This window comes from Paenibacillus sp. M-152 (genome assembly GCF_003856555.1).
In the GTDB taxonomy this organism is placed as follows: domain Bacteria; phylum Bacillota; class Bacilli; order Paenibacillales; family Paenibacillaceae; genus Paenibacillus; species Paenibacillus polymyxa_C.
Genome location: NZ_CP034141.1, coordinates 5,166,218 through 5,188,364 on the forward strand (window position 1 = coordinate 5,166,218; position 22,147 = coordinate 5,188,364).

Sequence of the window (22,147 nt, forward strand, 5' to 3'; positions counted from 1 at the left end):
ATCCTCCCTTCTTATTTCTTCTTGTTCGCTACAGTCCGACGAGGACCTTTACGGGTACGAGCATTAGTTTTAGTACGTTGTCCGCGAACAGGCAATCCACGACGGTGACGAACACCACGGTAGCAGCCAATCTCAGTCAGACGTTTAATATTCAAGGAAATTTCACGACGCAGATCGCCTTCTACTTTAACTTCTTTGTCGATCGTTTCACGTAATTTGCTCACTTCATCTTCAGTCAAATCACGAACACGCGTGTTTGCACTGATGCCTGTTTCCTTCAAAATTTTCTGAGAAGTCGTCTTACCGATTCCGAAAATGTAAGTCAAGGCGATCTCAACGCGTTTGTCACGTGGCAAATCCACACCAGCTATACGAGCCATTTTACGCTACACCCCCTTCTATTAACCTTGTTTTTGTTTGTGTTTCGGATTTTCGCAAATAACCATTACATTCCCTTTGCGGCGAATGACTTTGCATTTCTCGCAAATAGGTTTTACAGAAGGTCTTACCTTCATGTTGATTACCTCCTCCAAGCTTTACCCTGGTAAAACTCGCTTCGTGAACATTCACATCGTTTTGCCGAGCAAAACAAGTTTTTTTAAATGACATACGTTTAATAAAAACCTGCATGAATTACTTGCGGTACGTTATACGGCCTTTGGTTAAATCGTAAGGCGATAACTGTACAACCACCTTGTCGCCTGTCAAAATACGGATAAAGTGCATCCGCAGCTTTCCGGAAACATGAGCAAGAATTTGATGACCGTTCTCCAGCTCTACCTTGAACGTAGCGTTCGGCAGTGGCTCGATTACCGTACCTTCAACCTCAATGACATCTTCTTTGGCCAAAGTCAGTCTCCTTTCTCTTCAGCTTGGTATTCGGACGAGTCCAGGAAAGTTTTCACTGCATGCCGCAGTTTTCCGTTCGTCACCCGACCGCTTTCGTTTAAACTATTTACAATCTCGCTACTAATCTTTGGCTGAGGCACCAAATGAAGAACATTTTTCTTCTTCGCTTGATCAAACTTTCGTTTATCCCCATCCGCAATATACACAAACCTGCTATCTGCTATTGAAACGACAACCGCAATCTGTCCGGCACCTCTGCCTTTCAGAATCTTCACCAGCTGACCGATTTGCAGGTTTCCTTGCTGATTCATTCCAATCACCTACGCACTCAGTTTCGTGAAAATGTCCATGTCGTCCGCTTCGTCCGTCACCAATTGCTCATAAGGAGCACAAGAGATTACGTTCATCGTAACGACCGTCCAGTTGTCTTCTAGCGTCCCTACAAGGTGAGTACCTATTGGAATCATTGATTCAATAGCCAGCACAATGCCGGTTTTCAGTCTCGGTCCCTGCTCGGAAATACCACGGTTTGGATTCTCAATATATTGCCGAATGGCATGCGACATTGTAAACTGGCGAGTTTTTGTAAGGACATCGCCTTTGTTTAACTTGCGTTTGCCGGGAAATCCGTGCACCAGTTGTTCGTTGACTGAAGCGCAAATGCTAGCAGGAAAACCGTTATAACCTTTAAAAGACGGCACAGCTCCCTGACTGCGAATATACCGATCAGCTAAATGATCAAGTTCACCGGTCGTAATACCGGGCTCGATGTGTCCTGCTAAGAAATGACTCGTTGCCGAATTCATTTTCCTAGCTTTCCTCATAAAGCTTGATTCCGTCCCCGACTTGCAAATGATCATTACAGCTAACCCCGCAACAAGGACACGATATTTTGGGAAACCACATCAATATCCTGTTCTCCGTCAATATGACGCAGAAGATTCTGGTTCTCATAAAACGTGAGGAGTGGTGCTGTTTTATTACTATATTCGTCAAGTCGTGTTCTTACGCTATCTTCGTTATCGTCAGGACGCTGATAGAGTTCACCACCGTCTTTATCGCAAATGCCTTCAACCTTAGGAGGATTAAAGACAATATGATAGCTAGCTCCGCAGCTTTTACAAACTCGCCGTCCTGTGATTCGTGCCAACAAGTTGTCACGATCCACTTTCAGGTTGATGACATCATCCAGCTTCGTGTTCAAACGACCCAAAATTTGATCCAAGGCTTCAGCTTGAGCTAAAGTTCTTGGAAAACCGTCTAGCAAGAAACCTTTCTTGCAATCCGGCTGCTGTAGTCGTTCTTCAACGATACCGATTGTTACATCATCCGGAACAAGTTCACCCTTGTCAATATACTCTTTGGCTTTAATGCCAATAGGTGTTCCCTGTTTCATCGCTAGGCGAAACGCATCACCTGTCGAGATATGAGGAATGCCGAACTCCTTCACAATGACATCTGCTTGTGTACCTTTACCAGCCCCCGGAGGGCCCATGATCAAAATATTCACAATCTGTCACTCCTCAAGACGACCCCTACACAAGAAACAGCACAAAAGGTGCCGGTAAGCATGCGAACATCCTATGCCGGTACCTATTGCCTATTTGTTGATGAAGCCTTTGTAATGGCGTTTGATCAGTTGGCTTTCGATTTGCTTCATCGTATCCAATGCTACACCAATAATGATGAGCAATGAAGTACCGCCAATTTGCACGGAACGAGGCAAGCCCGAAAGCGAACCGAAGAATACCGGCAAAACGGATATGACTGCCAGGAACAAAGCTCCTGTCATTGTCAAACGTGACATTACTCGTGTCAAGTATTTCTCAGTAGCTTTACCTGGGCGAATACCCGGGATATAACCGCCGTTTTTCTTCATGTTGTCGGCCATTTGCTGCGGATTCATCTGTACAAAGGTATAGAAGAATGTGAAACCGATAATCATTACGACATACAAAACCATGCCCAGCGGCTTGTCATAATACAAGTAAGTGGTAATCCACTTAGCCCAAGCATGATCTGCCCAGAAACTCGCAATAATTGTCGGGAATTGCAGCAATGATACCGCAAAGATTACCGGAATAACGCCTGCCGCATTTATTTTCATCGGAATATGCGTATTCTGGCCACCGTACATCTTGTTGCCAACTACACGTTTAGCGTATTGTACTGGAATTTTCCGAATACCTTGTTGGATGTAGATAACACCCACAATAATCAGAACAACCACCAAGGCAATGATAATTGCCTTCAGGATATTCATAAACAGCTGATCTGCTTGAATAAACTGAGATTCTACAATCGTCCGAATATGTCTTGGAATACCTGCCGCGATCCCTGCAAAGATTACAATAGAGATACCATTACCGATTCCCTTTTCGGTAATTTGCTCACCGAGCCACATAAGGAACGTAGTCCCTGCTGTAAGCACAATGGCAATAACCAGATAATCGGCAAAAGTAGCACCTGGAATCATTGCTGCACCGTACAGTCGATTGAAACCAATCGACGTTCCGAATGCTTGGATTAAGCCCAGTATTACAGTACCATACCGTGTAATTTGAGCCAATTTCTTTTTACCATGCTCTCCTTGTTTAGCCCATTCCGCAAGTTTCGGAATCACGTCCATTGACAGCAACTGTACAATGATGGACGCTGTAATATATGGCATAATCCCGAGGGCGAAGATCGAAAACTGATACAATGCGCCCCCTGAGAAGGTGTTAAGGAGTCCAAACAACTCGCTTCCTGCCTGATCCTGAGAAGTAAAGACTTGCTTATTCACACCGGGAACCGGCACGAAGGAGCCAATACGATATACAAAGAGTATAAACAGGGTAAACAGGATTCGGGTTCTAAGATCCTCAACCCGCCATATATTTTTCAGGGTCTTGAACATTAGATCACCTCGGTTTTACCGCCGGCAGCTTCAATTTTCTCTACCGCAGATTGAGAGAACTTGTTCGCTTTAACTGTCAATTTCACAGTGATTTCACCGTTACCCAGAATTTTAATTCCGGATTTCGCGTTCTTCACAATACCATTGTTCAGCAAAAACTCAGGGCTTACTTCTGTACCCGCTGCAAAACTGTTCAAATCTTCGATATTCAAAACCGCATACTCTTTACGAGTAGGATTTACGAAACCGCGTTTAGGCAAGCGACGATACAGTGGGTTTTGACCACCCTCGAAGCCCGGACGTACACCACCGCCGGAACGAGCGTTTTGACCCTTATGACCACGACCAGAAGTTTTACCCGTACCGCTACTAGGACCACGACCCAAACGCTTACGTTCTTTGCGGGAGCCTGGAGCTGGGGAAAGCTCATGTAACTTCATCGTTCGTTGCACCTCCTTGATTATTGTTAAAATACTTTATTTCTTAAGCCTCGATTTCTTTAACAGAAACCAAATGGCTAACTTGATTAATCATCCCGCGAATCGCTGCATTGTCGGGTTGAACTACTTTATGGTTGATTTTACGCAAGCCGAGCGTTTTAACAGTCGTTCTCTGAGTACCAGGACGGCCGATCAACGAACGAACGAGGGTAATTTCTAATTTCGCCATGATATTCCCTCCTTAGCCCAGCAGCTCTTCGATGGATTTGCCGCGCAATTTAGCAACATCTTCAGCGCGTTTCAAGCGGGACAAACCTTCCAAAGTCGCATTGACCATATTCATGGAATTCGAAGAACCCAAAGATTTTGTCAAGATATCACCTACACCAGCAAGTTCCAGAACAGCACGAACTGGACCACCAGCGATAACCCCAGTACCTTCCGATGCCGGTTTCAACAGAACCCGGCCAGCACCGAACTTACCTGTAACAAGGTGAGGAATTGTTGTGCCTACGAGTGGAACGTGAACCAGGTTTTTCTTAGCATCTTCAATACCTTTGCGAATCGCATCAGGTACTTCGCCCGCTTTACCGATTCCAGCGCCTACCCAGCCGTTGCCGTCGCCCACTACTACCAGAGCACTGAAGCTAAAACGGCGTCCGCCTTTGACAACTTTAGCTACACGATTAATATTTACTACTCTTTCAGTCAGTTCCAAAGTATTCGGATCTACACGCAAGTCGTTAACCTCCTTTTGAGAAATGTCTTAGAATTCAAGGCCTGCTTCGCGAGCTGCATCAGCCAAAGCTTGAATCCGTCCATGATACAAGTATCCACCACGATCAAATACGATGTTAGCATGGCCTTTTTCTTTCGCACGTTTAGCAACGAGTTCGCCAACCTTACGAGCTGCTTCTACACTACCACCGTTTTTGATTTCGCTGCTCAGCTCTTTATCCATAGTGGATGCAGAAACCAATGTTACACCAGCAACATCATCAATCAGTTGTGCGTAGATATGCTTGGAAGAGCGGAATACGTTCAAACGAGGACGTACAGCCGTACCTTCGATTTTCTTACGTACACGCAGATGTCTTCTGACACGCGCTTTATTTTTATCTTGTTTTGTAATCATCTCAAGTTTTCACTCCCTTCAGTTTGCCTTTTAAAACTTTATACTAAGACGCACTGGGTAAAAAAGAAGTACAAGTCTTTCCAGTAGAAAGACCGCACAAAAGTCGGTAAGAAACTTATTTCTTCTTACCGGCTTTACCTTCTTTACGGATGATGCGCTCGCCTTCGTATTTAATCCCTTTACCTTTGTACGGTTCAGGTTCACGAACGGAACGGATTTTAGCAGCATAGGCACCTACGCGCTCTTTATCAATTCCGCGAACGATGATTTTAGTGTTCGAAGGAACTTCGAATTCGATGCCCGCTTCCGGTGAAATTTCAACCGGATGAGAGTATCCAACGTTCAGAACGATTTTATCTCCGGATTTGCTTGCACGATATCCGACCCCAACCAGCTCCAGAGATTTTGAAAAGCCTTCAGTTACACCACTTACCATGTTATTAACAACGCTGCGGGTTGTTCCATGCAAAGAGCGGTGAAGCTTGTTGTCCGAAGGACGAACTACATTAATTTCATTATTTTCCACAGTAACGGACATGTCTTTATGAAGCTCACGAGTCAATGTTCCTTTAGGACCTTTAACTGTGATCACTGTGTTGTTCAAAGTCACGTCAACACCACTTGGTACTGTGATTGGTTTACGACCAATACGGGACATATCTGTTGCACCTCCTATCTTTTAAACGTTAAATTACCAAACGTAGCAAACCACTTCTCCGCCGGCTTTGGACTGACGTGCTTCTTTGTCGGTCATGATACCTTTGGATGTTGAAATGATTGCGATCCCGAGTCCACCCAGTACGCGTGGAATCTCATTGCTCTTCGTGTAAACGCGAAGACCTGGTTTACTGATTCTTTTCAAACCTGTGATAACACGCTCGTTGTTCGCACCGTATTTCAAGAAAATACGGATGATCCCTTGTTTGCTATCTTCAACAAATTCCGCATCACGAATGAATCCTTCACGTTTCAGGATGTCGGCGATTTGTTTTTTCATTGTAGATGCAGGCATTTCTACTGTTTCGTGGCGAACAGTGTTCGCGTTACGAATACGAGTAAGCATATCTGCAATTGGATCAGACATAGTCATTGTGTATAAACCTCCTTCCCAAACAGGACTTTTTACCAGCTTGCTTTTTTCACGCCAGGAATCTGGCCTTTATAAGCTAATTCACGGAAGCAAATTCTGCAGATCTTAAACTTTTGCAGCACCGAATGTGGACGACCACAACGTTCGCAACGAGTATAAGCACGAACTTTAAACTTTGGTGCGCGTTGTTGTTTGACTTTCATTGAAGTTTTTGCCACTTAGCCTGACACCTCCTAAATAGTTTCGGAGAACAGGGTGTCTTTAAATCAGACGCCCGAAACGTTATGCCAACATTATTTCGCGAAAGGCATGCCCAGCTGAGTCAGAAGCTCACGGGACTCTTCGTCAGTCTTGGCAGTCGTTACGATAACGATATCCATACCACGAACTTTATCAACTTGATCGTACTCGATTTCCGGGAAGATCAACTGTTCTTTCAAACCAAGCGTGTAGTTACCACGTCCGTCGAAAGCTTTTGTTGATACGCCATGGAAGTCACGTACGCGAGGGAGAGTGATGTTGAACAATTTGTCCAAGAAATAATACATACGCTCGCCACGAAGTGTTACCTTTACACCGATCGGCATGTTTTCACGCAATTTAAAACCTGCAATAGATTTTTTTGCGCGAGTGATAACTGGTTTTTGACCAGCGATCAGCTGCATGTCGTTGAGAGCCGAATCAAGTACTTTGGAGTTTTGGACTGCGTCGCCAACACCCATGTTGATTACAACTTTCTCGATTTTAGGCACTTGCATCACTGTTGTATAGTTGAACTTCTGCATCAAAGCAGGAGTGATTTCTTTCAAGAAACGTTCTTTCATTCTTGTTGTTGCCATGAATCATAGTCCTCCTTTCTTCAAAAAATAATTAGTCGATCACTTCGCCTGAACGTTTTGCAATACGCACTTTTTTTCCGTTGTCCAAAACCTTGTAACCCACACGAGTTACTTTTCCGCTCTTCGGATCAATGTGCATAACGTTGGAAACGTGAATCGGAGCTTCTTTCTCGATGATGCCGCCTTGTGGATTCAACTGATTAGGCTTTTGGTGTTTCTTAATCATGTTAACACCTTCCACAAGCACACGGTTTTGACGAGGGTAAGCAGCGATAACGCGACCTTTTTTACCTTTATCTTTACCTGTAATCACCAGAACAGTGTCGTCTTTTTTGACGTGCAGCTTGTTGTTATGGGATTCCAGAACTTTTTTCACTTTTGGCATTTCGTACACCTCCTACGGGCACATTTTAAGGTGAATTTAGATCACTTCCGGAGCCAAGGAAACGATTTTCATGAAGTCTTTATCACGAAGTTCGCGAGCAACTGGTCCGAAAATACGAGTACCGCGTGGGCTCTTGTCTTCTTTAACGACCACTGCTGCGTTCTCATCAAATCCGATGTAGGAACCGTCTTTACGGCGGATAGAACGTTTAGTACGAACGACAACCGCTCTTACTACATCACCCTTTTTGACAACGCCGCCTGGTGTTGCTTGTTTTACGGAACAAACGATCAGGTCACCAATTTGAGCTGTACGACGTCCCGTACCACCGAGCACACGGATACACATCAGTTCCTTCGCGCCGGAATTGTCAGCCACAGTCAAACGTGTAAATGGTTGAATCATTTATTTATCCTCCTTTCGGAAAAACTACACTACATTAGATTATAACAGCTTTTTCAACGATTTCGACCAGTCTCCAGTTTTTGTCTTTGGACAAAGGACGAGTTTCCATGATTTTAACAGTATCACCGATTTGTGCAGTGTTGTTTTCATCATGAGCTTTGAATTTTTTAGTCACTTTAATGCGTTTATGGTAGAGATCATGTTTTTTGTAAGTTTCTACAGCAATCACAATCGTTTTATCCATTTTGTCGCTGACTACTTTACCGACTAATACTTTACGGGCATTACGTTCGCTCATTGTTGGCCTCCTTCCTAATTACAGGCGGAATTTCCACCCGGTCTAATATCTTAGCTAATCCCAAGTTCTCTTTCACGGATCACAGTTTTAGCACGAGCAATTTCCTTACGCACAGCACCGATCCGAGTCGGGTTATCAAGCTGACCGGTAGCGAGTTGAAAACGAAGGTTGAAAAGTTCTTCTTTAAAACCAGAGATCTTTTGTTCGATTTCAGCAGTGGTAAGGTTGCGGAATTCACTAGCCTTCATTTGCTTCACCACCCAATTCTTCACGTTTCACAAACTTAGTTTTGATTGGCAGTTTGTGAGCGGCAAGACGCATTGCTTCACGAGCAATCTCTTCCGGTACACCAGCAAGTTCAAACATGATCTTACCTGGTTTCACTACTGCAACCCATTTTTCTACGTTACCTTTACCACTACCCATACGAACCTCAAGAGGCTTTTGAGTAATTGGTTTGTCAGGGAAAATTTTAATCCAAACCTTACCACCACGTTTGATGTAACGAGTCATCGCAATACGAGCAGCTTCGATTTGACGGTTAGTGATCCATGCTGGTTCAGTAGCTTGCAAACCGTACTCACCAAAGTTCAGTGTAGTACCGCCTTTTGCACGACCCTTCATGTGACCACGTTGTTGTTTACGATGTTTTACGCGTTTAGGTACCAACATGATTAGTTGCCTCCTTCCTGAGGAGCTTGTTTCTTAGCTGGAGGAAGAACCTCTCCACGATAGATCCATACTTTTACGCCAAGACGGCCATAAGTAGTATGAGCTTCTGCTGTACCGTAGTCGATGTCAGCACGAAGTGTATGCAGTGGAACAGTTCCTTCGCTGTATCCTTCGGAACGAGCGATTTCGGCACCGCCAAGACGTCCGCCTACTTGAGTTTTAATTCCTTTTGCACCGGAACGCATAGTTCTTTGAATTGCTTGTTTCAACGCACGACGGAAAGAAACACGACGTTCCAATTGTTGTGCAATGCTTTCAGCAACAAGAATTGCATCCAGTTCAGGATTTTTAATTTCAGAGATATTGATGTGTACCTTTTTACCGCCTGCGATTTTAGTGATTTCATTACGCAGATTTTCAACTTCGGAACCACCCTTACCGATAACCATACCTGGTTTCGCAGTGTGAATCGTTACGTTGACACGGTTAGCTGCTCTCTCGATTTCAACACGGGATACAGCGGAGTCTTTCAATCTTTTCTTCAGATGCTCACGAATCTTAACGTCTTCCAGCAAAAGATCACCGAAATCTTTGCCTGCATACCATTTGGATTCCCAATCACGGATAATACCGATTCGGAGTCCGACGGGATTTACCTTTTGGCCCACACGTTTTCCCTCCTTATTTTTCAGATACCACCAGAGTAATATGACTGGTGCGTTTATTGATGCGGCTTGCACGACCCATTGCACGCGGGCGGAATCGTTTCATTGTAGGACCTTGGTTTACAAAAACCTCAGACACTACCAATTTATTTACGTCCATAGAGTAGTTGTGATCTGCGTTCGCGATAGCAGAATTCAACAATTTCTCAACGACTGGAGAAGCGGATTTCGGAGTGTGACGAAGAATTGCAATCGCCTCACCTACCTGCTTGCCACGAATCAAATCGATAACAAGTTTCACTTTGCGAGCGGAAATCCGCACGGATTTAGCATGTGCTTTTGCTTCCATTGAGTTACCTCCTCTCAAACACTACGCTGTGTTGATTATCTTCTTGTTTTCTTATCGTCATCCGTATGGCCTTTGTACGTACGCGTTGGAGCGAATTCGCCCAATTTGTGTCCAACCATATCTTCCGTTACGTATACAGGCACGTGTTTACGACCATCATATACACCAAACGTGTGTCCGATAAATTGCGGGAAAATCGTAGAGCGACGGGACCAAGTTTTGATCACGACTTTTTTGTCAGACTCGTTCAAAACCTCTACTTTTTTCAACAGGTAACCATCAATAAATGGTCCTTTTTTGAGACTGCGACCCATTTGTGAATCCTCCCTTCGTTAAAACGTAGTCGTTCTTTAATATGTTAACGTGCGACTTAAGCGCACGTTTTATTACTTAGTACGACGACGAACGATGTACTTATCAGATGCTTTGCCTTTTTTACGTGTCTTGTAACCAAGGGTTGGTTTACCCCATGGAGACATTGGAGATTTACGTCCGATTGGAGCGCGACCTTCACCACCACCGTGTGGGTGATCGTTAGGGTTCATAACAACACCGCGAACTTCAGGACGTTGTCCCAACCAACGACTACGACCAGCTTTACCGATTTTAACAAGTTCGTGGTCTTCGTTACCAACAGATCCAATTGTAGCACGGCAAACTTTCAGAATGCGACGCACTTCACCAGAGGTCAAACGAATTGTAACATACTTCTCTTCTTTACCAAGAAGTTGGGCTTCCGTACCAGCAGCACGAACAAGTTGGCCACCTTTACCCGGTTTCAATTCGATATTGTGGATAACCGTACCTACTGGAATATTTTCCAATGGCAAGGAGTTACCGATTTTAATATCGGAGTCCGGACCGGATACCACTATATCTCCTACTTTCAGACCTTTAGGAGCGATGATGTAACGTTTTTCACCATCCACATAGTGGATAAGTGCGATGTTGGACGTACGGTTTGGATCATATTCGATCGTAGCAACGCGGCCCGGTATTCCATCTTTGTTACGTTTGAAGTCAATAATACGGTATTTACGTTTGTGTCCGCCGCCATGATGACGAACTGTAATTTTACCTTGGTTATTACGTCCAGCTTGCTTGCTCAGAGGTGCCAGCAACGATTTCTCGGGCTGATTTGTTGTGATCTCCTCGAAAGTAGATACAGACATTGCACGTCTGGCCGGGGACGTCGGTTTATACTTTTTAATTGGCACTGAGTTTCCCTCCTTACTTTACAGATTCAATTATACTGTTTCAAAAAACTCAAGCGGCTTACTGTCTTTGCTCAGCGTTACGAACGCTTTCTTCCACTCGCTCGTATAGCCGGAATGACGACCGTAGCGTTTTGGTTTCGCAGGCACACGAAGTGTATTAACGTTACTTACTTTCACGTTAAAAATCGCTTCGATTGCTTTTTTAACTTCGACTTTATTGGAACGAATGTCAACTTCGAAAACATATTTCAAGTCATTCATCATACCAGCCGTACGTTCGGTGATAATCGGACGTTTGATAATATCACGAGGATCCTTCATTACGCGAGCACCTCCTCTACCTTCTGAACTGCTTCCTTCGTAATGATCAGTTTGTCGTGTCCGAGCACATCAAGAACATTAATGCCGTCTGCGGCTACAAACTTCACACCAGGAATATTACGAGCGGACAGTGCTACATTGTCATCATAGCTAGGAGCTACAATCAATGCTTTACGATCAGCTTTAAGGTTATTCAAAATGGCTGCGAATTCTTTCGTTTTAGGTCCGTTCAGTGTAAGAGCGTCCAATACGATGATTTCATTCTCAATCACTTTGGATGACAGTGCCGATTTGATCGCCAGACGACGAACTTTTTTAGGCAATTTGTAAGCATAGCTGCGTGGAGTCGGACCGAATACAGTACCGCCACCAACCCATTGTGGTGCACGAATTGAACCTTGACGAGCGCGACCAGTACCTTTTTGTTTCCAAGGTTTACGTCCGCCGCCACGTACTTCAGAACGTCCTTTTACTTTGTGAGTACCTTGACGCAGGGAAGCCAATTGCATAACAACAGCGTCATGAAGAACGTGTTTATTCGGTTCGATACCGAACACTGCATCGTTCAATTCAATTTCGCCAACTTGGCTGCCACTAATATTAAATAGTGCTACTTTTGGCATTTTGTGTTCCTCCTTTCCTCAGTTGATTATTTTTTCACCGTTTCTAATACTTTAACGAAGCTGTTTTTAGGTCCTGGAATGGAACCTTTCACGAGCAATACATTACGTTCTGTATCGATCTTAACAACTTCAAGGCGTTGAATCGTTACCGTTTCATGCCCCATGTGTCCTGGCAAGTGTTTACCTTTAGGAACGCGGTTAGCTTGAATGGAACCCATAGAACCTGGACCTCTGTGGTAACGCGAGCCGTGTGCCATTGGTCCGCGGCTTTGTCCCCAACGTTTGATAACGCCGGCAAAACCTTTACCTTTAGAAATACCTGTTACGTCAACGAATTCGCCTTCTGTGAAGACATCAGCCTTCAGTTCTTGGCCAACCTCGTACGCAGCAAGGTCGATGCCACGAAGTTCACGAACGTAGCGCTTAGGTGCAGTATTTGCTTTTTTAGCATGCCCTGCTTCAGGTTTGTTGGATCTTTTTTCTTTTTTATCAGAGAATCCGAGTTGGATAGCTTCGTATCCATCGTTTTCCAGATCTTTCTTTTGCAGAACAACACAAGGACCAGCTTCGATAACCGTAACAGCAAGTACGTTACCTTCAGGGGTAAACACTTGAGTCATTCCGAGTTTTTTTCCTAAGATACCTTTCATGTTGACACCTCTTTTCTTTTCCTGATTACATATTACAATTTAATTTCGATATCTACACCGGACGGCAGGTCCAAGCGCATCAAGGCATCCACAGTTTGTGGAGTCGGATTAACAATGTCGATCAAACGCTTGTGTGTGCGCATTTCGAATTGTTCCCGAGAATCCTTGTACTTGTGTACCGCACGGAGAATAGTAATGATTTGTTTTTCAGTTGGCAGCGGGATTGGTCCGGAAACACCTGCACCCGAACGTTTAGCTGTTTCAACAATTTTCTCAGCGGATTGATCAAGAATTCTGTGATCGTAAGCTTTCAAACGAATACGAATTTTTTGCTTTGCCATTTTAGTCCCTCCTTCTATCGCCCAATTTGGTATCGGACATACTCCGTGAAAATTTTCCGACAGCCCTCCCATGGCAAAGGGGCCGGGTGTGTCAGTAACCTCTCACATCATCGCACAGTCACAAACAACATTAGTTATTATATCGAATACTTCTGCCTATTGCAAGCAAAAACGTAAAAAAACAATGCATCTTATTTTCAAAGATAACAATTGTGCTCGTAGCTTGCAATTTTCCTCAAGAGAAAAGCCCCCGCACCATGGCAGGGGCTCGTTTTACTTCGTTCCAATACGATGTTACTCGTTCCAGTACAATGTTGCTATATTCAAGGCCCGTAGCCTTATTATTTGGAGATTGTTGCTACAGCGCCTGCACCAACTGTACGTCCACCTTCACGAATGGAGAACTTAGTTCCTTCTTCAATCGCGATTGGGCTGATCAGTTGAACAGTAACCGTAATGTTATCACCAGGCATTACCATTTCGGAACCTTCTGGCAGAGTAATGATACCAGTTACGTCAGTTGTACGGAAGTAGAACTGTGGACGGTAACCAGTGAAGAAAGGTTTGTGACGTCCGCCTTCTTCTTTAGTCAAAACGTAGATTTGAGCAGAGAATTCTGTATGTGGGTTAACAGAACCTGGTTTAGCCAATACTTGGCCACGCTCGATTTGTGCACGATCTACACCGCGAAGCAGTGCGCCGATGTTGTCACCAGCTTGAGCGGAGTCAAGCAATTTACGGAACATTTCTACGCCTGTTACTACGGATTTACGGGATTCTTCTTGAATACCGATGATTTCGATTTCGTCGCCCACTTTAACAGTACCACGCTCTACACGGCCTGTAGCAACTGTACCACGACCAGTGATGGAGAATACGTCCTCGACAGGCATAAGGAAAGGCTTGTCAGTGTCGCGTTCTGGAGTTGGGATGTAAGTGTCGATTGTTTCGAACATTTCAACGATTTTCTTAGCCCAGTCGCCATCTGGGTTTTGCAGTGCTTCACGAGCGGAACCACGAGTGATTGGAGTGTCGTCGCCTGGGAAGTCATACTCGCTCAGCAAGTCGCGAACTTCCATTTCAACCAATTCCAGCAACTCTTCGTCTTCAACCATGTCGCATTTGTTCAGGAATACAACGATGTATGGAACACCTACTTGACGGGACAAGAGGATGTGTTCGCGAGTTTGCGGCATAGGACCGTCAGCTGCGGATACAACCAGAATCGCTCCGTCCATTTGTGCAGCGCCAGTGATCATGTTTTTAACATAGTCGGCGTGACCTGGGCAGTCAACGTGTGCATAGTGACGGTTAGGTGTTTCGTATTCCACGTGTGCAGTGGAGATTGTGATACCGCGTTCGCGCTCTTCTGGAGCTTTATCGATTTGATCGAATGCTACAGCAGCACCACCGTAAGTTTTGGAAAGTACAGTTGTGATTGCAGCAGTCAAAGTTGTTTTACCATGATCGACGTGACCAATTGTACCGATATTAACGTGCGGTTTGTTACGTTCAAACTTAGCCTTTGCCATTTGAACAATTCCTCCTCAATAACATGTTTTATTTTTAGGCTGTCGGAAACCTTTTGGAATAACCTAGAGTATCCGATCAGCTAATACACTGTATTACTCGCCGCCTTTGGTTTTGGCAACGATCTCTTCAGCAATGCTCTTCGGAACTTCTTCATAGTGATGAAGCTCCATGGAGAACACACCGCGTCCTTGTGTACCGGAGCGAAGTGTAGTGGAATATCCAAACATTTCGGACAATGGAACCATTGCACGAATAATTTGGGCACCACCACGGGAATCCATACCTTCAATCCGACCACGACGGGAGTTCAGCATACCCATTACGTCACCCATGTATTCCTCTGGAACCGTTACTTCAACTTTCATAATCGGCTCAAGCAATACAGGTTTACATTTGTCTTTCGCTGCTTTCAGCGCCATTGAACCGGCAATTTTAAATGCCATTTCATTGGAATCGACATCATGGTATGATCCATCCACAATTGTAGCTTTAACGTCCACAAGCGGGAAGCCTGCAAGGACACCGTTTTTCATTTGCTCTTCAATACCAGCAAGTGCAGGTCCGATGTATTCTCTTGGAACAGAGCCACCGACAACCTTGCTTTCAAACTGGCTACCAGTACCTGCTTCGAGTGGTTCGAACTCAACCCATACGTGACCATATTGACCACGACCACCGGATTGACGAACAAACTTACCTTCAACACGTGCTGGAGCACGGAATGTTTCACGGTATGCTACCTGTGGTTTACCAACATTGGTTTCCACTTTGAACTCACGACGCATACGGTCAATGATAATGTCCAAGTGAAGCTCACCCATACCTGCCAAGATAGTTTGGCCAGTTTCTTCGTTAGTAGAAGCACGAAGAGTTGGATCTTCTTCGGTCAACTTACCGAGTGCAACTGCCATCTTGTCTTGGTCAGCTTTGGTTTTAGGCTCAACCGCGATTTCGATAACCGGATCAGGAAAGTTCATAGATTCGAGAATAACAGGATTCTTCTCATCACACAGTGTATCACCTGTACCTGTATCTTTCAAACCTACGGCTGCCGCAATGTCACCGGAGTAAACTTCAGTGATTTCTTGACGGCTATTCGCGTGCATTTGAAGAATACGCCCGATACGTTCACGTTTGCCTTTTGTTGCATTCAATACGTAAGAACCGGATTGAAGAACACCGGAATATACGCGGAAGAATGTCAATTTACCAACGTAAGGGTCCGTCATAATTTTGAAGGCCAATGCGGAGAAAGGCTCTTCATCAGAAGAATGACGTTCAACTTCCGTTCCATCTTCCAGATGACCTTGAATACTTGGTACATCAATAGGAGCTGGCAGGTAATCAACAACAGCGTCCAGCATCAACTGAACACCTTTGTTACGGTAAGAAGATCCACAGATAACTGGGAAGATCTTAACTTCTACAACACCTTTGCGGAGAGCGGCTTTAATTTCTTCAACCGTGATCTCTTCGCCTTCAAGGTATTTCATAGTCAAATCTTCATCCAGTTCAGCAACCTTCTCAATCAATTCGTTGCGGAGTTCTTCGACTTTGTCTTTGTATTCCGCAGGAATTTCGGTTTCTTCGATATTTTGGCCAAGGTCATCTTTGTACATATAAGCCTTTTGTCCAACGATATCGATGATACCTAAAAAGTCATTTTCTGCACCGATTGGAAGTTGAATAGCAACTGCGTTCGCTTGAAGGCGATCACGCATATCTGCTACAACGTTCAAGAAGTCGGCACCAATAATGTCCATCTTGTTTACATATGCGATCCGTGGAACGCCATAGCGATCAGCCTGTCTCCATACAGTTTCAGACTGAGGCTCAACGCCTTCTTTCGCACTGAAAACACCAACTGCTCCGTCCAATACACGAAGGGAACGTTCAACTTCAACAGTGAAGTCAACGTGCCCCGGGGTGTCGATGATATTGACGCGGTGACCTTTCCAGGCAGCGGTCGTCGCAGCGGAAGTAATCGTGATTCCGCGCTCTTGTTCTTGTTCCATCCAGTCCATTGTCGCAGCACCTTCGTGAACTTCACCGATTTTGTGCGTACGGCCTGTGTAGAACAAGATCCGCTCTGTTGTTGTGGTTTTACCCGCGTCAATATGAGCCATGATCCCGATATTACGTGTATTTTTCAAGGAGAACTCTCTTGCCATGAAATGGGTCTCCCTTCAAAATTGAAGTTATTTTTTTGAGCTGAATCCTACCAACGATAGTGAGCAAACGCTTTGTTTGCTTCAGCCATTTTGTGCGTATCTTCACGTTTCTTCACGGAAGCGCCTGTGTTGTTGGAAGCATCGATAATCTCAGCCGCCAAACGCTCTTCCATAGTTTTCTCGCCGCGGTTGCGGGAGTAGTTTACGAGCCAACGTAATCCCAGGGACGTACGTCTTTCTGGTTTTACCTCGATTGGTACTTGGTAGTTGGCACCGCCGACACGGCGTGCTTTAACTTCCAGGACTGGCATGATATTCTTGATAGCTGCTTCAAATACTTCCATCGGGTCATTACCCGTACGTTCTTGGATAAGCTTGAACGCATTATACAGAATGCTTTGAGCAACGCCTCGTTTTCCGTCGAGCATGATGCGGTTGATCAAGCGAGTAACCAACTTGCTGTTGTATACCGGATCTGGCAACACGTCTCTTTTGGTAACTGGACCTTTGCGTGGCATGGATATCCCCCTTTCTTACATGTTAAACCTGCATATGCGGTTTATATTCATTAGGATTTTTTAGCTTTAGGGCGTTTTGCGCCGTATTTGGAACGAGCTTGCATGCGGTTGTTTACGCCTGCAGTATCCAAGGCACCGCGAACGATGTGGTAACGTACACCCGGAAGGTCTTTTACACGACCACCGCGAATCAGCACTACGCTGTGTTCTTGAAGGTTATGTCCAATACCTGGAATGTAAGCAGTCACCTCTACACGGTTCGTCAAGCGAACACGGGCATATTTACGAAGTGCGGAGTTCGGTTTTTTCGGAGTCATAGTACCTACACGAGTGCACACTCCGCGTTTTTGCGGGGCACTGATGTCGGTAGCTTCACGTTTCAAGGCATTAAAACCTTTTTGCAAAGCCGGTGATTTCGATTTCTCGATTTTGGCTTGACGTCCTTTACGAACCAGTTGGTTAATAGTTGGCATGTTGGTTGCCACCCCCTTCCTCAATTTTTGCTGTTACTTTATAAACCTTATCTAAGCCCACAGACCCAGGCGGTTCATAAAAGAACAAATGAAAAGTCTTTGCCGCCAAGAATAACGATTCCCTAGACAAAAACGTTCCTTACCCTATTGTTTTACGATAGCAGCCATCGCGGCTCCCACTTCAATCCCGCATGCAGCTCCGAGATTTTTCATTGTATCTACGAGAGTCACTTTGACCCCGTGCTTATTGCACAAATCAATGATGTTGGAAGTGAAACGCTGATCTGCATCTTCTGCCACATATACTTCCGAGGCGAAGCCCAATTCTACCATACGAATGGTTTGTTTGGTACCGATTTTGACATGAGCATCTTGCAGTCCCTGTTCTTTAGACATATCTCATTCCTCCGAAAAGACCCAATAGCATATAGGCTGCTCACGCACCTTTGCTATATTAGCATTGACTATGAACAATGTCAAGACAATTATCAACTATAATCTATTTAAACAAAGTAATACGTTACATTTTTATAAGAAGCACCGGAGCACCGTTGCTACAACCTTTACCAAAGCTTATATCTACGGTGTTCCGGGCTTATCATACTTTTTTTATATTACTACTCAGCTGAAATGGGTTCGAGCTCCTCAGATGAGGATTGCCCCTCTTCAGGCTGGGCAAATTTCACGCTACGGTAACGGTTCATACCTGTTCCCGCAGGGATCAATTTACCGATAATTACATTCTCTTTCAATCCAAGCAACTGATCGACTTTTCCTTTGATAGCTGCATCTGTCAGGACACGAGTAGTTTCCTGGAAGGAAGCTGCTGACAAGAAGGAGTCAGTTTCCAAAGACGCCTTGGTGATACCAAGAAGAACTGGTTTGGCCACCGCTGGTTCTTGACCGCTGAGAATCGCTATCTTGTTTGCATTTTCATACTCATGCACATCAACAAATGAACCAGGAAGCAGTGTCGTGTCGCCCGCATCAATGATACGAATTTTACGCAACATTTGACGAATCATAACTTCTACGTGCTTGTCGTTGATTTCTACACCCTGGTTCCGGTATACACGTTGAACTTCCTGAAGGATATAGTTCTGCACCCCGCGAATACCTTTTATACGCAGCATTTCTTTAGGGTCAATCGAACCATCCGTCAGTTCGTCCCCGGCTTCCACAGTCATGCCTTCGCTTACGCGTAGACGTGAACCATAAGTGACCGAATAGGTTTTTGTTTCAGCTTCACCCTGAATGTCGATTTCGCGACGGTCTTTCCCTTCACGAACCTCTTTAACTACACCATCAATTTCACTGATGGTTGCCTGACCTTTAGGATTACGCGCTTCAAAAAGCTCCTGGATACGAGGCAAACCTTGGGTGATATCGTCGCCCGCTACACCACCTGTGTGGAACGTACGCATAGTGAGCTGTGTCCCTGGTTCACCGATGGATTGAGCCGCGATAATACCAACCGCTTCACCAATCTCAACGTGCTTGCCAGTAGCCAGATTACGGCCGTAACATTTTTTGCAGACGCCATGTTTAGCACGGCAGCTTAGTACGGAACGAATTTGAACTTTATCCACACCAGCTTTAACGATCGCTTCAGCTTTGTTGGAGTCAATCAGTTCGTTGCGTCTAGCCAAGATTTCACCCGTTTCAGGATGACGTACGGTTTCGAAGCAATAGCGACCTTCCAGACGATCGTACAGGTCCTCAATGACTTCTTTACCGTCCTGGATGCGACTTACTGTAAAGCCTTTATCCGTTCCGCAGTCATCTTCGCGCACGATAACATCCTGCGCCACATCAACGAGACGACGAGTTAGGTAACCAGAGTCAGCCGTACGTAAGGCTGTATCCGCCAAACCTTTACGCGCTCCGTGAGTGGAGATAAAGTACTCAAGTACTGTCAGACCTTCACGGAAGTTCGATTTGATTGGGAGCTCGATAATACGACCAGATGGATTCGCCATCAGTCCACGCATACCGCCAAGCTGGGTAATCTGTGATTTGTTACCACGCGCTTTAGAGTCAACCATCATCATGATAGAGTTGTAGCGATCCATGGATTTCATCAAAATGTCTGTAATATCGTCTTTAGCCTTAGACCAAATATCAATAATCCGGTCATAGCGTTCCTCGTTCGTAATCAGACCACGACGGTACTGATTGGTCACGACTTGTGCTTTATCATCAGATGCCTTAAGAATATCCTGTTTCTCTTGAGGTACAACTACGTCTGCCACAGCAACCGTCACACCTGCACGAGTAGAATACGTAAAGCCAAGCTGTTTGATCTTATCCAAAATCACGGCGGTTTCTGTCGTATGGTAAATCTCAAAGCAACGGGCGATGATATTACCAAGGTAATCCTTGCCCACTCCACCAGCTTGCGGAGCGTTCTGGATGGCTTCAGTAAGATTTACACCTTTCTCGTAAACAAAGAACTCTTCAGCAGTACCATAGAGCAGGTTGGCACGAGTAGCGTCATTGATATACGGGAAGCTTGCTGGGAAAATCTCATTAAAGATAATTTTACCCACGGTTGTAATCAACATCGCATCCTGCTGCTTCTCTGTAAAGCTCGTTTTATTCAAAGCTTTAACCGGAATAGCTACACGAGCATGAAGACCCGCTGTTCCGCGTTGGTAAGCTGAGATAGCCTCATTCGGGTTGCGAAGGATCATGTTACTTCCTTCTTCTTCCTTGTTGTCCATTGTCAAATAGAATGAGCCAAGGACCATATCCTGGGAAGGAGTAACAACAGGCTTGCCGTCTTTCGGATTCAAAATGTTGCCGGATGCCAGCATGAGCAAACGAGCTTCCGCTTGAGCCTCTGCAGACAGCGGAACGTGAACCGCCATTTGGTCACCGTCAAAGTCAGCATTGTATGCCGTACATACGAGCGGATGCAAACGAATCGCACGACCTTCAACCAAGATCGGTTCAAACGCTTGAATACCTAGTCTATGCAGCGTAGGGGCACGGTTTAGAAGAACCGGATGCTCCTTGATTACTTCTTCGAGTACATCCCACACTTCAGCACTCACACGCTCTACTTTACGCTTCGCGCTCTTAATGTTGTGTGCCAAACCTTTGTTAACAAGCTCTTTCATAACAAAAGGCTTGAACAGCTCCAGCGCCATTTCTTTCGGCAGACCACATTGGTACATCTTCAAGTACGGGCCTACTACGATAACGGAACGACCGGAATAGTCAACACGTTTCCCGAGCAAGTTTTGACGGAAACGTCCTTGTTTACCTTTCAGCATATGGCTGAGGGATTTCAAAGGACGATTACCCGGACCTGTAACAGGACGACCACGACGACCATTATCAATCAGAGCATCAACAGCTTCCTGCAGCATCCGTTTTTCATTTTGCACGATAATATCTGGCGCACCCAAATCTAACAAGCGTTTCAGACGGTTATTACGGTTAATAACACGACGATACAGATCATTAAGGTCAGAAGTAGCAAAACGTCCACCGTCCAGCTGTACCATTGGACGAAGCTCAGGAGGAATAACAGGCAGTACGTCCATGATCATCCAATCCGGTTGGTTACCAGAGTTACGGAATGCCTCAATAACTTCAAGGCGTTTGATCGCACGGTTTCGACGTTGCCCTTGAGCTGTACGTAGCTCTTCTTTCAAGAATTCTAATTCTTTGTCTATATCTAAATCTTGAAGAAGCTTTTTAACCGCTTCAGCACCCATTCCCGCCTGGAATCCGTAGCCATATTTCTCACGATAGCTGCGGTATTCTTTCTCGGACAGGAGTTGCTTTTTCTCCAAAGGCGTATCTCCTGGATCGGTTACAACATAAGATGCGAAGTAAATGATCTCTTCCAAAGATCTTGGAGACATATCAAGAGCAAGACCCATACGACTCGGAATGCCTTTGAAGTACCAAATGTGCGATACAGGAGCAGCCAACTCAATGTGGCCCATACGCTCACGGCGAACCTTAGCGCGAGTAACTTCTACTCCACAGCGGTCACAGACAACACCTTTATAGCGTACACGTTTGTACTTACCACAGTGACATTCCCAATCTTTCGTAGGTCCGAAAATTTTCTCGCAAAATAGTCCTTCTTTTTCCGGTTTAAGCGTACGATAGTTAATCGTCTCCGGTTTTTTGACTTCTCCGCGGGACCAAGAACGAATCTTTTCGGGGGAAGCAAGCCCGATTTTCATATATTCGAAATTGTTAACGTCCAACAAGGAGCAACCCTCCTTAACCAAATCCTGAGTTTTTAGGTTTGA

The 22,147-nt window shown here is 45.0% G+C and carries 34 protein-coding genes; all 34 read right to left on the reverse strand.

What is annotated here, in order from left to right:
- Positions 1–11 precede the first annotated feature (11 nt).
- The gene (gene rpsM, locus EGM68_RS22630) at positions 12–380 is read right to left on the reverse strand and encodes a 30S ribosomal protein S13 (RefSeq protein ID WP_007432560.1); all 369 of its coding nucleotides are present in this window, start codon (positions 378–380) and stop codon (positions 12–14) included.
- A 21-nt stretch (positions 381–401) separates the two neighbouring features.
- Positions 402–515 (reverse strand): 50S ribosomal protein L36, encoded by a 114-nt coding sequence (rpmJ, locus tag EGM68_RS22635; RefSeq protein ID WP_003333770.1) that lies wholly within the window; start codon positions 513–515, stop codon positions 402–404.
- 118 nt (positions 516–633) lie between these two features.
- Positions 634–849, reverse strand: a complete 216-nt coding sequence (gene infA, locus EGM68_RS22640; protein ID WP_006212898.1) for a translation initiation factor IF-1 — start codon at positions 847–849, stop codon at positions 634–636.
- A gap of 2 nt (positions 850–851) precedes the next feature.
- Positions 852–1,160 (reverse strand): KOW domain-containing RNA-binding protein, encoded by a 309-nt coding sequence (locus EGM68_RS22645; RefSeq protein ID WP_013373256.1) that lies wholly within the window; start codon positions 1,158–1,160, stop codon positions 852–854.
- A gap of 9 nt (positions 1,161–1,169) precedes the next feature.
- Entirely contained in the window at positions 1,170–1,709 is a 540-nt protein-coding gene (locus EGM68_RS22650; protein WP_040102792.1) for a M24 family metallopeptidase, read from the reverse strand.
- Between the two features lie 5 nt (positions 1,710–1,714).
- A complete protein-coding gene (locus EGM68_RS22655) occupies positions 1,715–2,359 on the reverse strand; it encodes an adenylate kinase (RefSeq protein WP_013373258.1) in 645 nt (214 codons plus the stop codon).
- 90 nt (positions 2,360–2,449) lie between these two features.
- A complete protein-coding gene (secY, locus tag EGM68_RS22660) occupies positions 2,450–3,748 on the reverse strand; it encodes a preprotein translocase subunit SecY (protein WP_013373259.1) in 1,299 nt (432 codons plus the stop codon).
- Entirely contained in the window at positions 3,748–4,188 is a 441-nt protein-coding gene (gene rplO / locus EGM68_RS22665) for a 50S ribosomal protein L15 (protein WP_013312149.1), read from the reverse strand. Before rplO ends, secY begins: the two co-directional genes overlap by 1 nt.
- Before the next feature lie 43 nt (positions 4,189–4,231).
- A complete protein-coding gene (gene rpmD, locus EGM68_RS22670; RefSeq protein WP_013373260.1) occupies positions 4,232–4,417 on the reverse strand; it encodes a 50S ribosomal protein L30 in 186 nt (61 codons plus the stop codon).
- A gap of 12 nt (positions 4,418–4,429) precedes the next feature.
- Positions 4,430–4,927: a 30S ribosomal protein S5 gene (gene rpsE / locus EGM68_RS22675; protein ID WP_013373261.1), complete on the reverse strand. Its 498-nt coding sequence runs from the start codon at positions 4,925–4,927 to the stop codon at positions 4,430–4,432.
- A 27-nt stretch (positions 4,928–4,954) separates the two neighbouring features.
- The gene (rplR, locus tag EGM68_RS22680) at positions 4,955–5,323 is read right to left on the reverse strand and encodes a 50S ribosomal protein L18 (RefSeq protein WP_007432568.1); all 369 of its coding nucleotides are present in this window, start codon (positions 5,321–5,323) and stop codon (positions 4,955–4,957) included.
- Positions 5,324–5,438: 115 nt separating this feature from the next.
- Entirely contained in the window at positions 5,439–5,981 is a 543-nt protein-coding gene (gene rplF, locus EGM68_RS22685; protein ID WP_013373263.1) for a 50S ribosomal protein L6, read from the reverse strand.
- A gap of 33 nt (positions 5,982–6,014) precedes the next feature.
- A complete protein-coding gene (rpsH, locus tag EGM68_RS22690) occupies positions 6,015–6,413 on the reverse strand; it encodes a 30S ribosomal protein S8 (RefSeq protein WP_007432570.1) in 399 nt (132 codons plus the stop codon).
- A gap of 32 nt (positions 6,414–6,445) precedes the next feature.
- Positions 6,446–6,631 (reverse strand): type Z 30S ribosomal protein S14, encoded by a 186-nt coding sequence (locus EGM68_RS22695; RefSeq protein WP_010348808.1) that lies wholly within the window; start codon positions 6,629–6,631, stop codon positions 6,446–6,448.
- Between the two features lie 75 nt (positions 6,632–6,706).
- On the reverse strand, positions 6,707–7,252 hold the full coding sequence (rplE, locus tag EGM68_RS22700) for a 50S ribosomal protein L5 (protein WP_007432571.1): 546 nt from the start codon (positions 7,250–7,252) through the stop codon (positions 6,707–6,709).
- Positions 7,253–7,283: 31 nt separating this feature from the next.
- Positions 7,284–7,637 (reverse strand): 50S ribosomal protein L24, encoded by a 354-nt coding sequence (rplX, locus tag EGM68_RS22705; protein ID WP_013312155.1) that lies wholly within the window; start codon positions 7,635–7,637, stop codon positions 7,284–7,286.
- 36 nt (positions 7,638–7,673) lie between these two features.
- Positions 7,674–8,042 carry a 50S ribosomal protein L14 gene (rplN, locus tag EGM68_RS22710; RefSeq protein ID WP_007432573.1) on the reverse strand — a complete coding sequence of 123 codons (369 nt, stop codon included), beginning with the start codon at positions 8,040–8,042 and terminating at the stop codon, positions 7,674–7,676.
- Between the two features lie 34 nt (positions 8,043–8,076).
- Positions 8,077–8,340: a 30S ribosomal protein S17 gene (rpsQ, locus tag EGM68_RS22715; protein WP_007432574.1), complete on the reverse strand. Its 264-nt coding sequence runs from the start codon at positions 8,338–8,340 to the stop codon at positions 8,077–8,079.
- A gap of 50 nt (positions 8,341–8,390) precedes the next feature.
- Positions 8,391–8,588, reverse strand: coding sequence for a 50S ribosomal protein L29 (rpmC, locus tag EGM68_RS22720; RefSeq protein WP_007432575.1), 198 nt, complete (start codon positions 8,586–8,588; stop codon positions 8,391–8,393).
- Positions 8,578–9,012, reverse strand: coding sequence for a 50S ribosomal protein L16 (rplP, locus tag EGM68_RS22725; protein ID WP_007432576.1), 435 nt, complete (start codon positions 9,010–9,012; stop codon positions 8,578–8,580). The genes rpmC and rplP overlap by 11 nt, the downstream gene beginning before the upstream one ends.
- Before the next feature lie 2 nt (positions 9,013–9,014).
- A complete protein-coding gene (rpsC, locus tag EGM68_RS22730; protein ID WP_007432577.1) occupies positions 9,015–9,680 on the reverse strand; it encodes a 30S ribosomal protein S3 in 666 nt (221 codons plus the stop codon).
- A 13-nt stretch (positions 9,681–9,693) separates the two neighbouring features.
- Positions 9,694–10,026: a 50S ribosomal protein L22 gene (gene rplV / locus EGM68_RS22735; protein ID WP_007432578.1), complete on the reverse strand. Its 333-nt coding sequence runs from the start codon at positions 10,024–10,026 to the stop codon at positions 9,694–9,696.
- A gap of 35 nt (positions 10,027–10,061) precedes the next feature.
- Positions 10,062–10,340 carry a 30S ribosomal protein S19 gene (gene rpsS, locus EGM68_RS22740; protein WP_007432579.1) on the reverse strand — a complete coding sequence of 93 codons (279 nt, stop codon included), beginning with the start codon at positions 10,338–10,340 and terminating at the stop codon, positions 10,062–10,064.
- Between the two features lie 72 nt (positions 10,341–10,412).
- Positions 10,413–11,243, reverse strand: a complete 831-nt coding sequence (gene rplB / locus EGM68_RS22745; RefSeq protein ID WP_013373265.1) for a 50S ribosomal protein L2 — start codon at positions 11,241–11,243, stop codon at positions 10,413–10,415.
- 30 nt (positions 11,244–11,273) lie between these two features.
- Positions 11,274–11,564: a 50S ribosomal protein L23 gene (gene rplW / locus EGM68_RS22750; RefSeq protein ID WP_013373266.1), complete on the reverse strand. Its 291-nt coding sequence runs from the start codon at positions 11,562–11,564 to the stop codon at positions 11,274–11,276.
- The gene (gene rplD, locus EGM68_RS22755; protein WP_013312160.1) at positions 11,564–12,187 is read right to left on the reverse strand and encodes a 50S ribosomal protein L4; all 624 of its coding nucleotides are present in this window, start codon (positions 12,185–12,187) and stop codon (positions 11,564–11,566) included. Before rplD ends, rplW begins: the two co-directional genes overlap by 1 nt.
- Positions 12,188–12,213: 26 nt before the next feature.
- Positions 12,214–12,837 (reverse strand): 50S ribosomal protein L3, encoded by a 624-nt coding sequence (rplC, locus tag EGM68_RS22760; RefSeq protein ID WP_013312161.1) that lies wholly within the window; start codon positions 12,835–12,837, stop codon positions 12,214–12,216.
- Between the two features lie 32 nt (positions 12,838–12,869).
- Positions 12,870–13,178, reverse strand: coding sequence for a 30S ribosomal protein S10 (gene rpsJ, locus EGM68_RS22765; RefSeq protein ID WP_005544556.1), 309 nt, complete (start codon positions 13,176–13,178; stop codon positions 12,870–12,872).
- A 341-nt stretch (positions 13,179–13,519) separates the two neighbouring features.
- On the reverse strand, positions 13,520–14,710 hold the full coding sequence (gene tuf, locus EGM68_RS22770; protein WP_013373267.1) for an elongation factor Tu: 1,191 nt from the start codon (positions 14,708–14,710) through the stop codon (positions 13,520–13,522).
- A gap of 93 nt (positions 14,711–14,803) precedes the next feature.
- On the reverse strand, positions 14,804–16,882 hold the full coding sequence (fusA, locus tag EGM68_RS22775; RefSeq protein WP_016324746.1) for an elongation factor G: 2,079 nt from the start codon (positions 16,880–16,882) through the stop codon (positions 14,804–14,806).
- A 47-nt stretch (positions 16,883–16,929) separates the two neighbouring features.
- Positions 16,930–17,400 (reverse strand): 30S ribosomal protein S7, encoded by a 471-nt coding sequence (gene rpsG, locus EGM68_RS22780; protein ID WP_007432586.1) that lies wholly within the window; start codon positions 17,398–17,400, stop codon positions 16,930–16,932.
- Positions 17,401–17,450: 50 nt separating this feature from the next.
- Positions 17,451–17,873, reverse strand: a complete 423-nt coding sequence (gene rpsL / locus EGM68_RS22785; protein ID WP_007432587.1) for a 30S ribosomal protein S12 — start codon at positions 17,871–17,873, stop codon at positions 17,451–17,453.
- Between the two features lie 144 nt (positions 17,874–18,017).
- Positions 18,018–18,269, reverse strand: coding sequence for a ribosomal L7Ae/L30e/S12e/Gadd45 family protein (locus EGM68_RS22790; protein WP_013373271.1), 252 nt, complete (start codon positions 18,267–18,269; stop codon positions 18,018–18,020).
- A gap of 221 nt (positions 18,270–18,490) precedes the next feature.
- Positions 18,491–22,105, reverse strand: a complete 3,615-nt coding sequence (rpoC, locus tag EGM68_RS22795; RefSeq protein WP_013373272.1) for a DNA-directed RNA polymerase subunit beta' — start codon at positions 22,103–22,105, stop codon at positions 18,491–18,493.
- Positions 22,106–22,147: the final 42 nt, after the last annotated feature.

What these genes read in the sequence shown, in the direction of transcription:
- fusA (WP_016324746.1), bottom strand. Translation starts at nt 16,882, where the DNA reads ATGGCAAGAGAGTTCTCCTTGAAAAATACACGTAATATCGGGATCATG.
- rplX (WP_013312155.1), bottom strand. Translation starts at nt 7,637, where the DNA reads ATGCCAAAAGTGAAAAAAGTTCTGGAATCCCATAACAACAAGCTGCAC.
- rplR (WP_007432568.1), bottom strand. Translation starts at nt 5,323, where the DNA reads ATGATTACAAAACAAGATAAAAATAAAGCGCGTGTCAGAAGACATCTG.
- rpsL (WP_007432587.1), bottom strand. Translation starts at nt 17,873, where the DNA reads ATGCCAACTATTAACCAACTGGTTCGTAAAGGACGTCAAGCCAAAATC.
- rplN (WP_007432573.1), bottom strand. Translation starts at nt 8,042, where the DNA reads ATGATTCAACCATTTACACGTTTGACTGTGGCTGACAATTCCGGCGCG.
- rplO (WP_013312149.1), bottom strand. Translation starts at nt 4,188, where the DNA reads ATGAAGTTACATGAGCTTTCCCCAGCTCCAGGCTCCCGCAAAGAACGT.
- rplW (WP_013373266.1), bottom strand. Translation starts at nt 11,564, where the DNA reads ATGAAGGATCCTCGTGATATTATCAAACGTCCGATTATCACCGAACGT.
- rplP (WP_007432576.1), bottom strand. Translation starts at nt 9,012, where the DNA reads ATGTTGGTACCTAAACGCGTAAAACATCGTAAACAACAACGTGGTCAC.
- rpsG (WP_007432586.1), bottom strand. Translation starts at nt 17,400, where the DNA reads ATGCCACGCAAAGGTCCAGTTACCAAAAGAGACGTGTTGCCAGATCCG.
- EGM68_RS22790 (WP_013373271.1), bottom strand. Translation starts at nt 18,269, where the DNA reads ATGTCTAAAGAACAGGGACTGCAAGATGCTCATGTCAAAATCGGTACC.
- rplF (WP_013373263.1), bottom strand. Translation starts at nt 5,981, where the DNA reads ATGTCCCGTATTGGTCGTAAACCAATCACAGTACCAAGTGGTGTTGAC.
- rpsJ (WP_005544556.1), bottom strand. Translation starts at nt 13,178, where the DNA reads ATGGCAAAGCAAAAAATTCGTATTCGTTTGAAAGCTTACGATCACAGA.
- rpmJ (WP_003333770.1), bottom strand. Translation starts at nt 515, where the DNA reads ATGAAGGTAAGACCTTCTGTAAAACCTATTTGCGAGAAATGCAAAGTC.
- secY (WP_013373259.1), bottom strand. Translation starts at nt 3,748, where the DNA reads ATGTTCAAGACCCTGAAAAATATATGGCGGGTTGAGGATCTTAGAACC.
- rplD (WP_013312160.1), bottom strand. Translation starts at nt 12,187, where the DNA reads ATGCCAAAAGTAGCACTATTTAATATTAGTGGCAGCCAAGTTGGCGAA.
- rpmC (WP_007432575.1), bottom strand. Translation starts at nt 8,588, where the DNA reads ATGAAGGCTAGTGAATTCCGCAACCTTACCACTGCTGAAATCGAACAA.
- EGM68_RS22650 (WP_040102792.1), bottom strand. Translation starts at nt 1,709, where the DNA reads ATGATCATTTGCAAGTCGGGGACGGAATCAAGCTTTATGAGGAAAGCT.
- rpmD (WP_013373260.1), bottom strand. Translation starts at nt 4,417, where the DNA reads ATGGCGAAATTAGAAATTACCCTCGTTCGTTCGTTGATCGGCCGTCCT.
- EGM68_RS22645 (WP_013373256.1), bottom strand. Translation starts at nt 1,160, where the DNA reads ATGAATCAGCAAGGAAACCTGCAAATCGGTCAGCTGGTGAAGATTCTG.
- rpsH (WP_007432570.1), bottom strand. Translation starts at nt 6,413, where the DNA reads ATGACTATGTCTGATCCAATTGCAGATATGCTTACTCGTATTCGTAAC.
- tuf (WP_013373267.1), bottom strand. Translation starts at nt 14,710, where the DNA reads ATGGCAAAGGCTAAGTTTGAACGTAACAAACCGCACGTTAATATCGGT.
- rpsS (WP_007432579.1), bottom strand. Translation starts at nt 10,340, where the DNA reads ATGGGTCGCAGTCTCAAAAAAGGACCATTTATTGATGGTTACCTGTTG.
- rplE (WP_007432571.1), bottom strand. Translation starts at nt 7,252, where the DNA reads ATGGCAACAACAAGAATGAAAGAACGTTTCTTGAAAGAAATCACTCCT.
- rplC (WP_013312161.1), bottom strand. Translation starts at nt 12,837, where the DNA reads ATGAAAGGTATCTTAGGAAAAAAACTCGGAATGACTCAAGTGTTTACC.
- rpsM (WP_007432560.1), bottom strand. Translation starts at nt 380, where the DNA reads ATGGCTCGTATAGCTGGTGTGGATTTGCCACGTGACAAACGCGTTGAG.
- rpsQ (WP_007432574.1), bottom strand. Translation starts at nt 8,340, where the DNA reads ATGAGCGAACGTAATGCCCGTAAAGTATTAGTCGGTAAAGTAGTCAGC.
- rplV (WP_007432578.1), bottom strand. Translation starts at nt 10,026, where the DNA reads ATGGAAGCAAAAGCACATGCTAAATCCGTGCGGATTTCCGCTCGCAAA.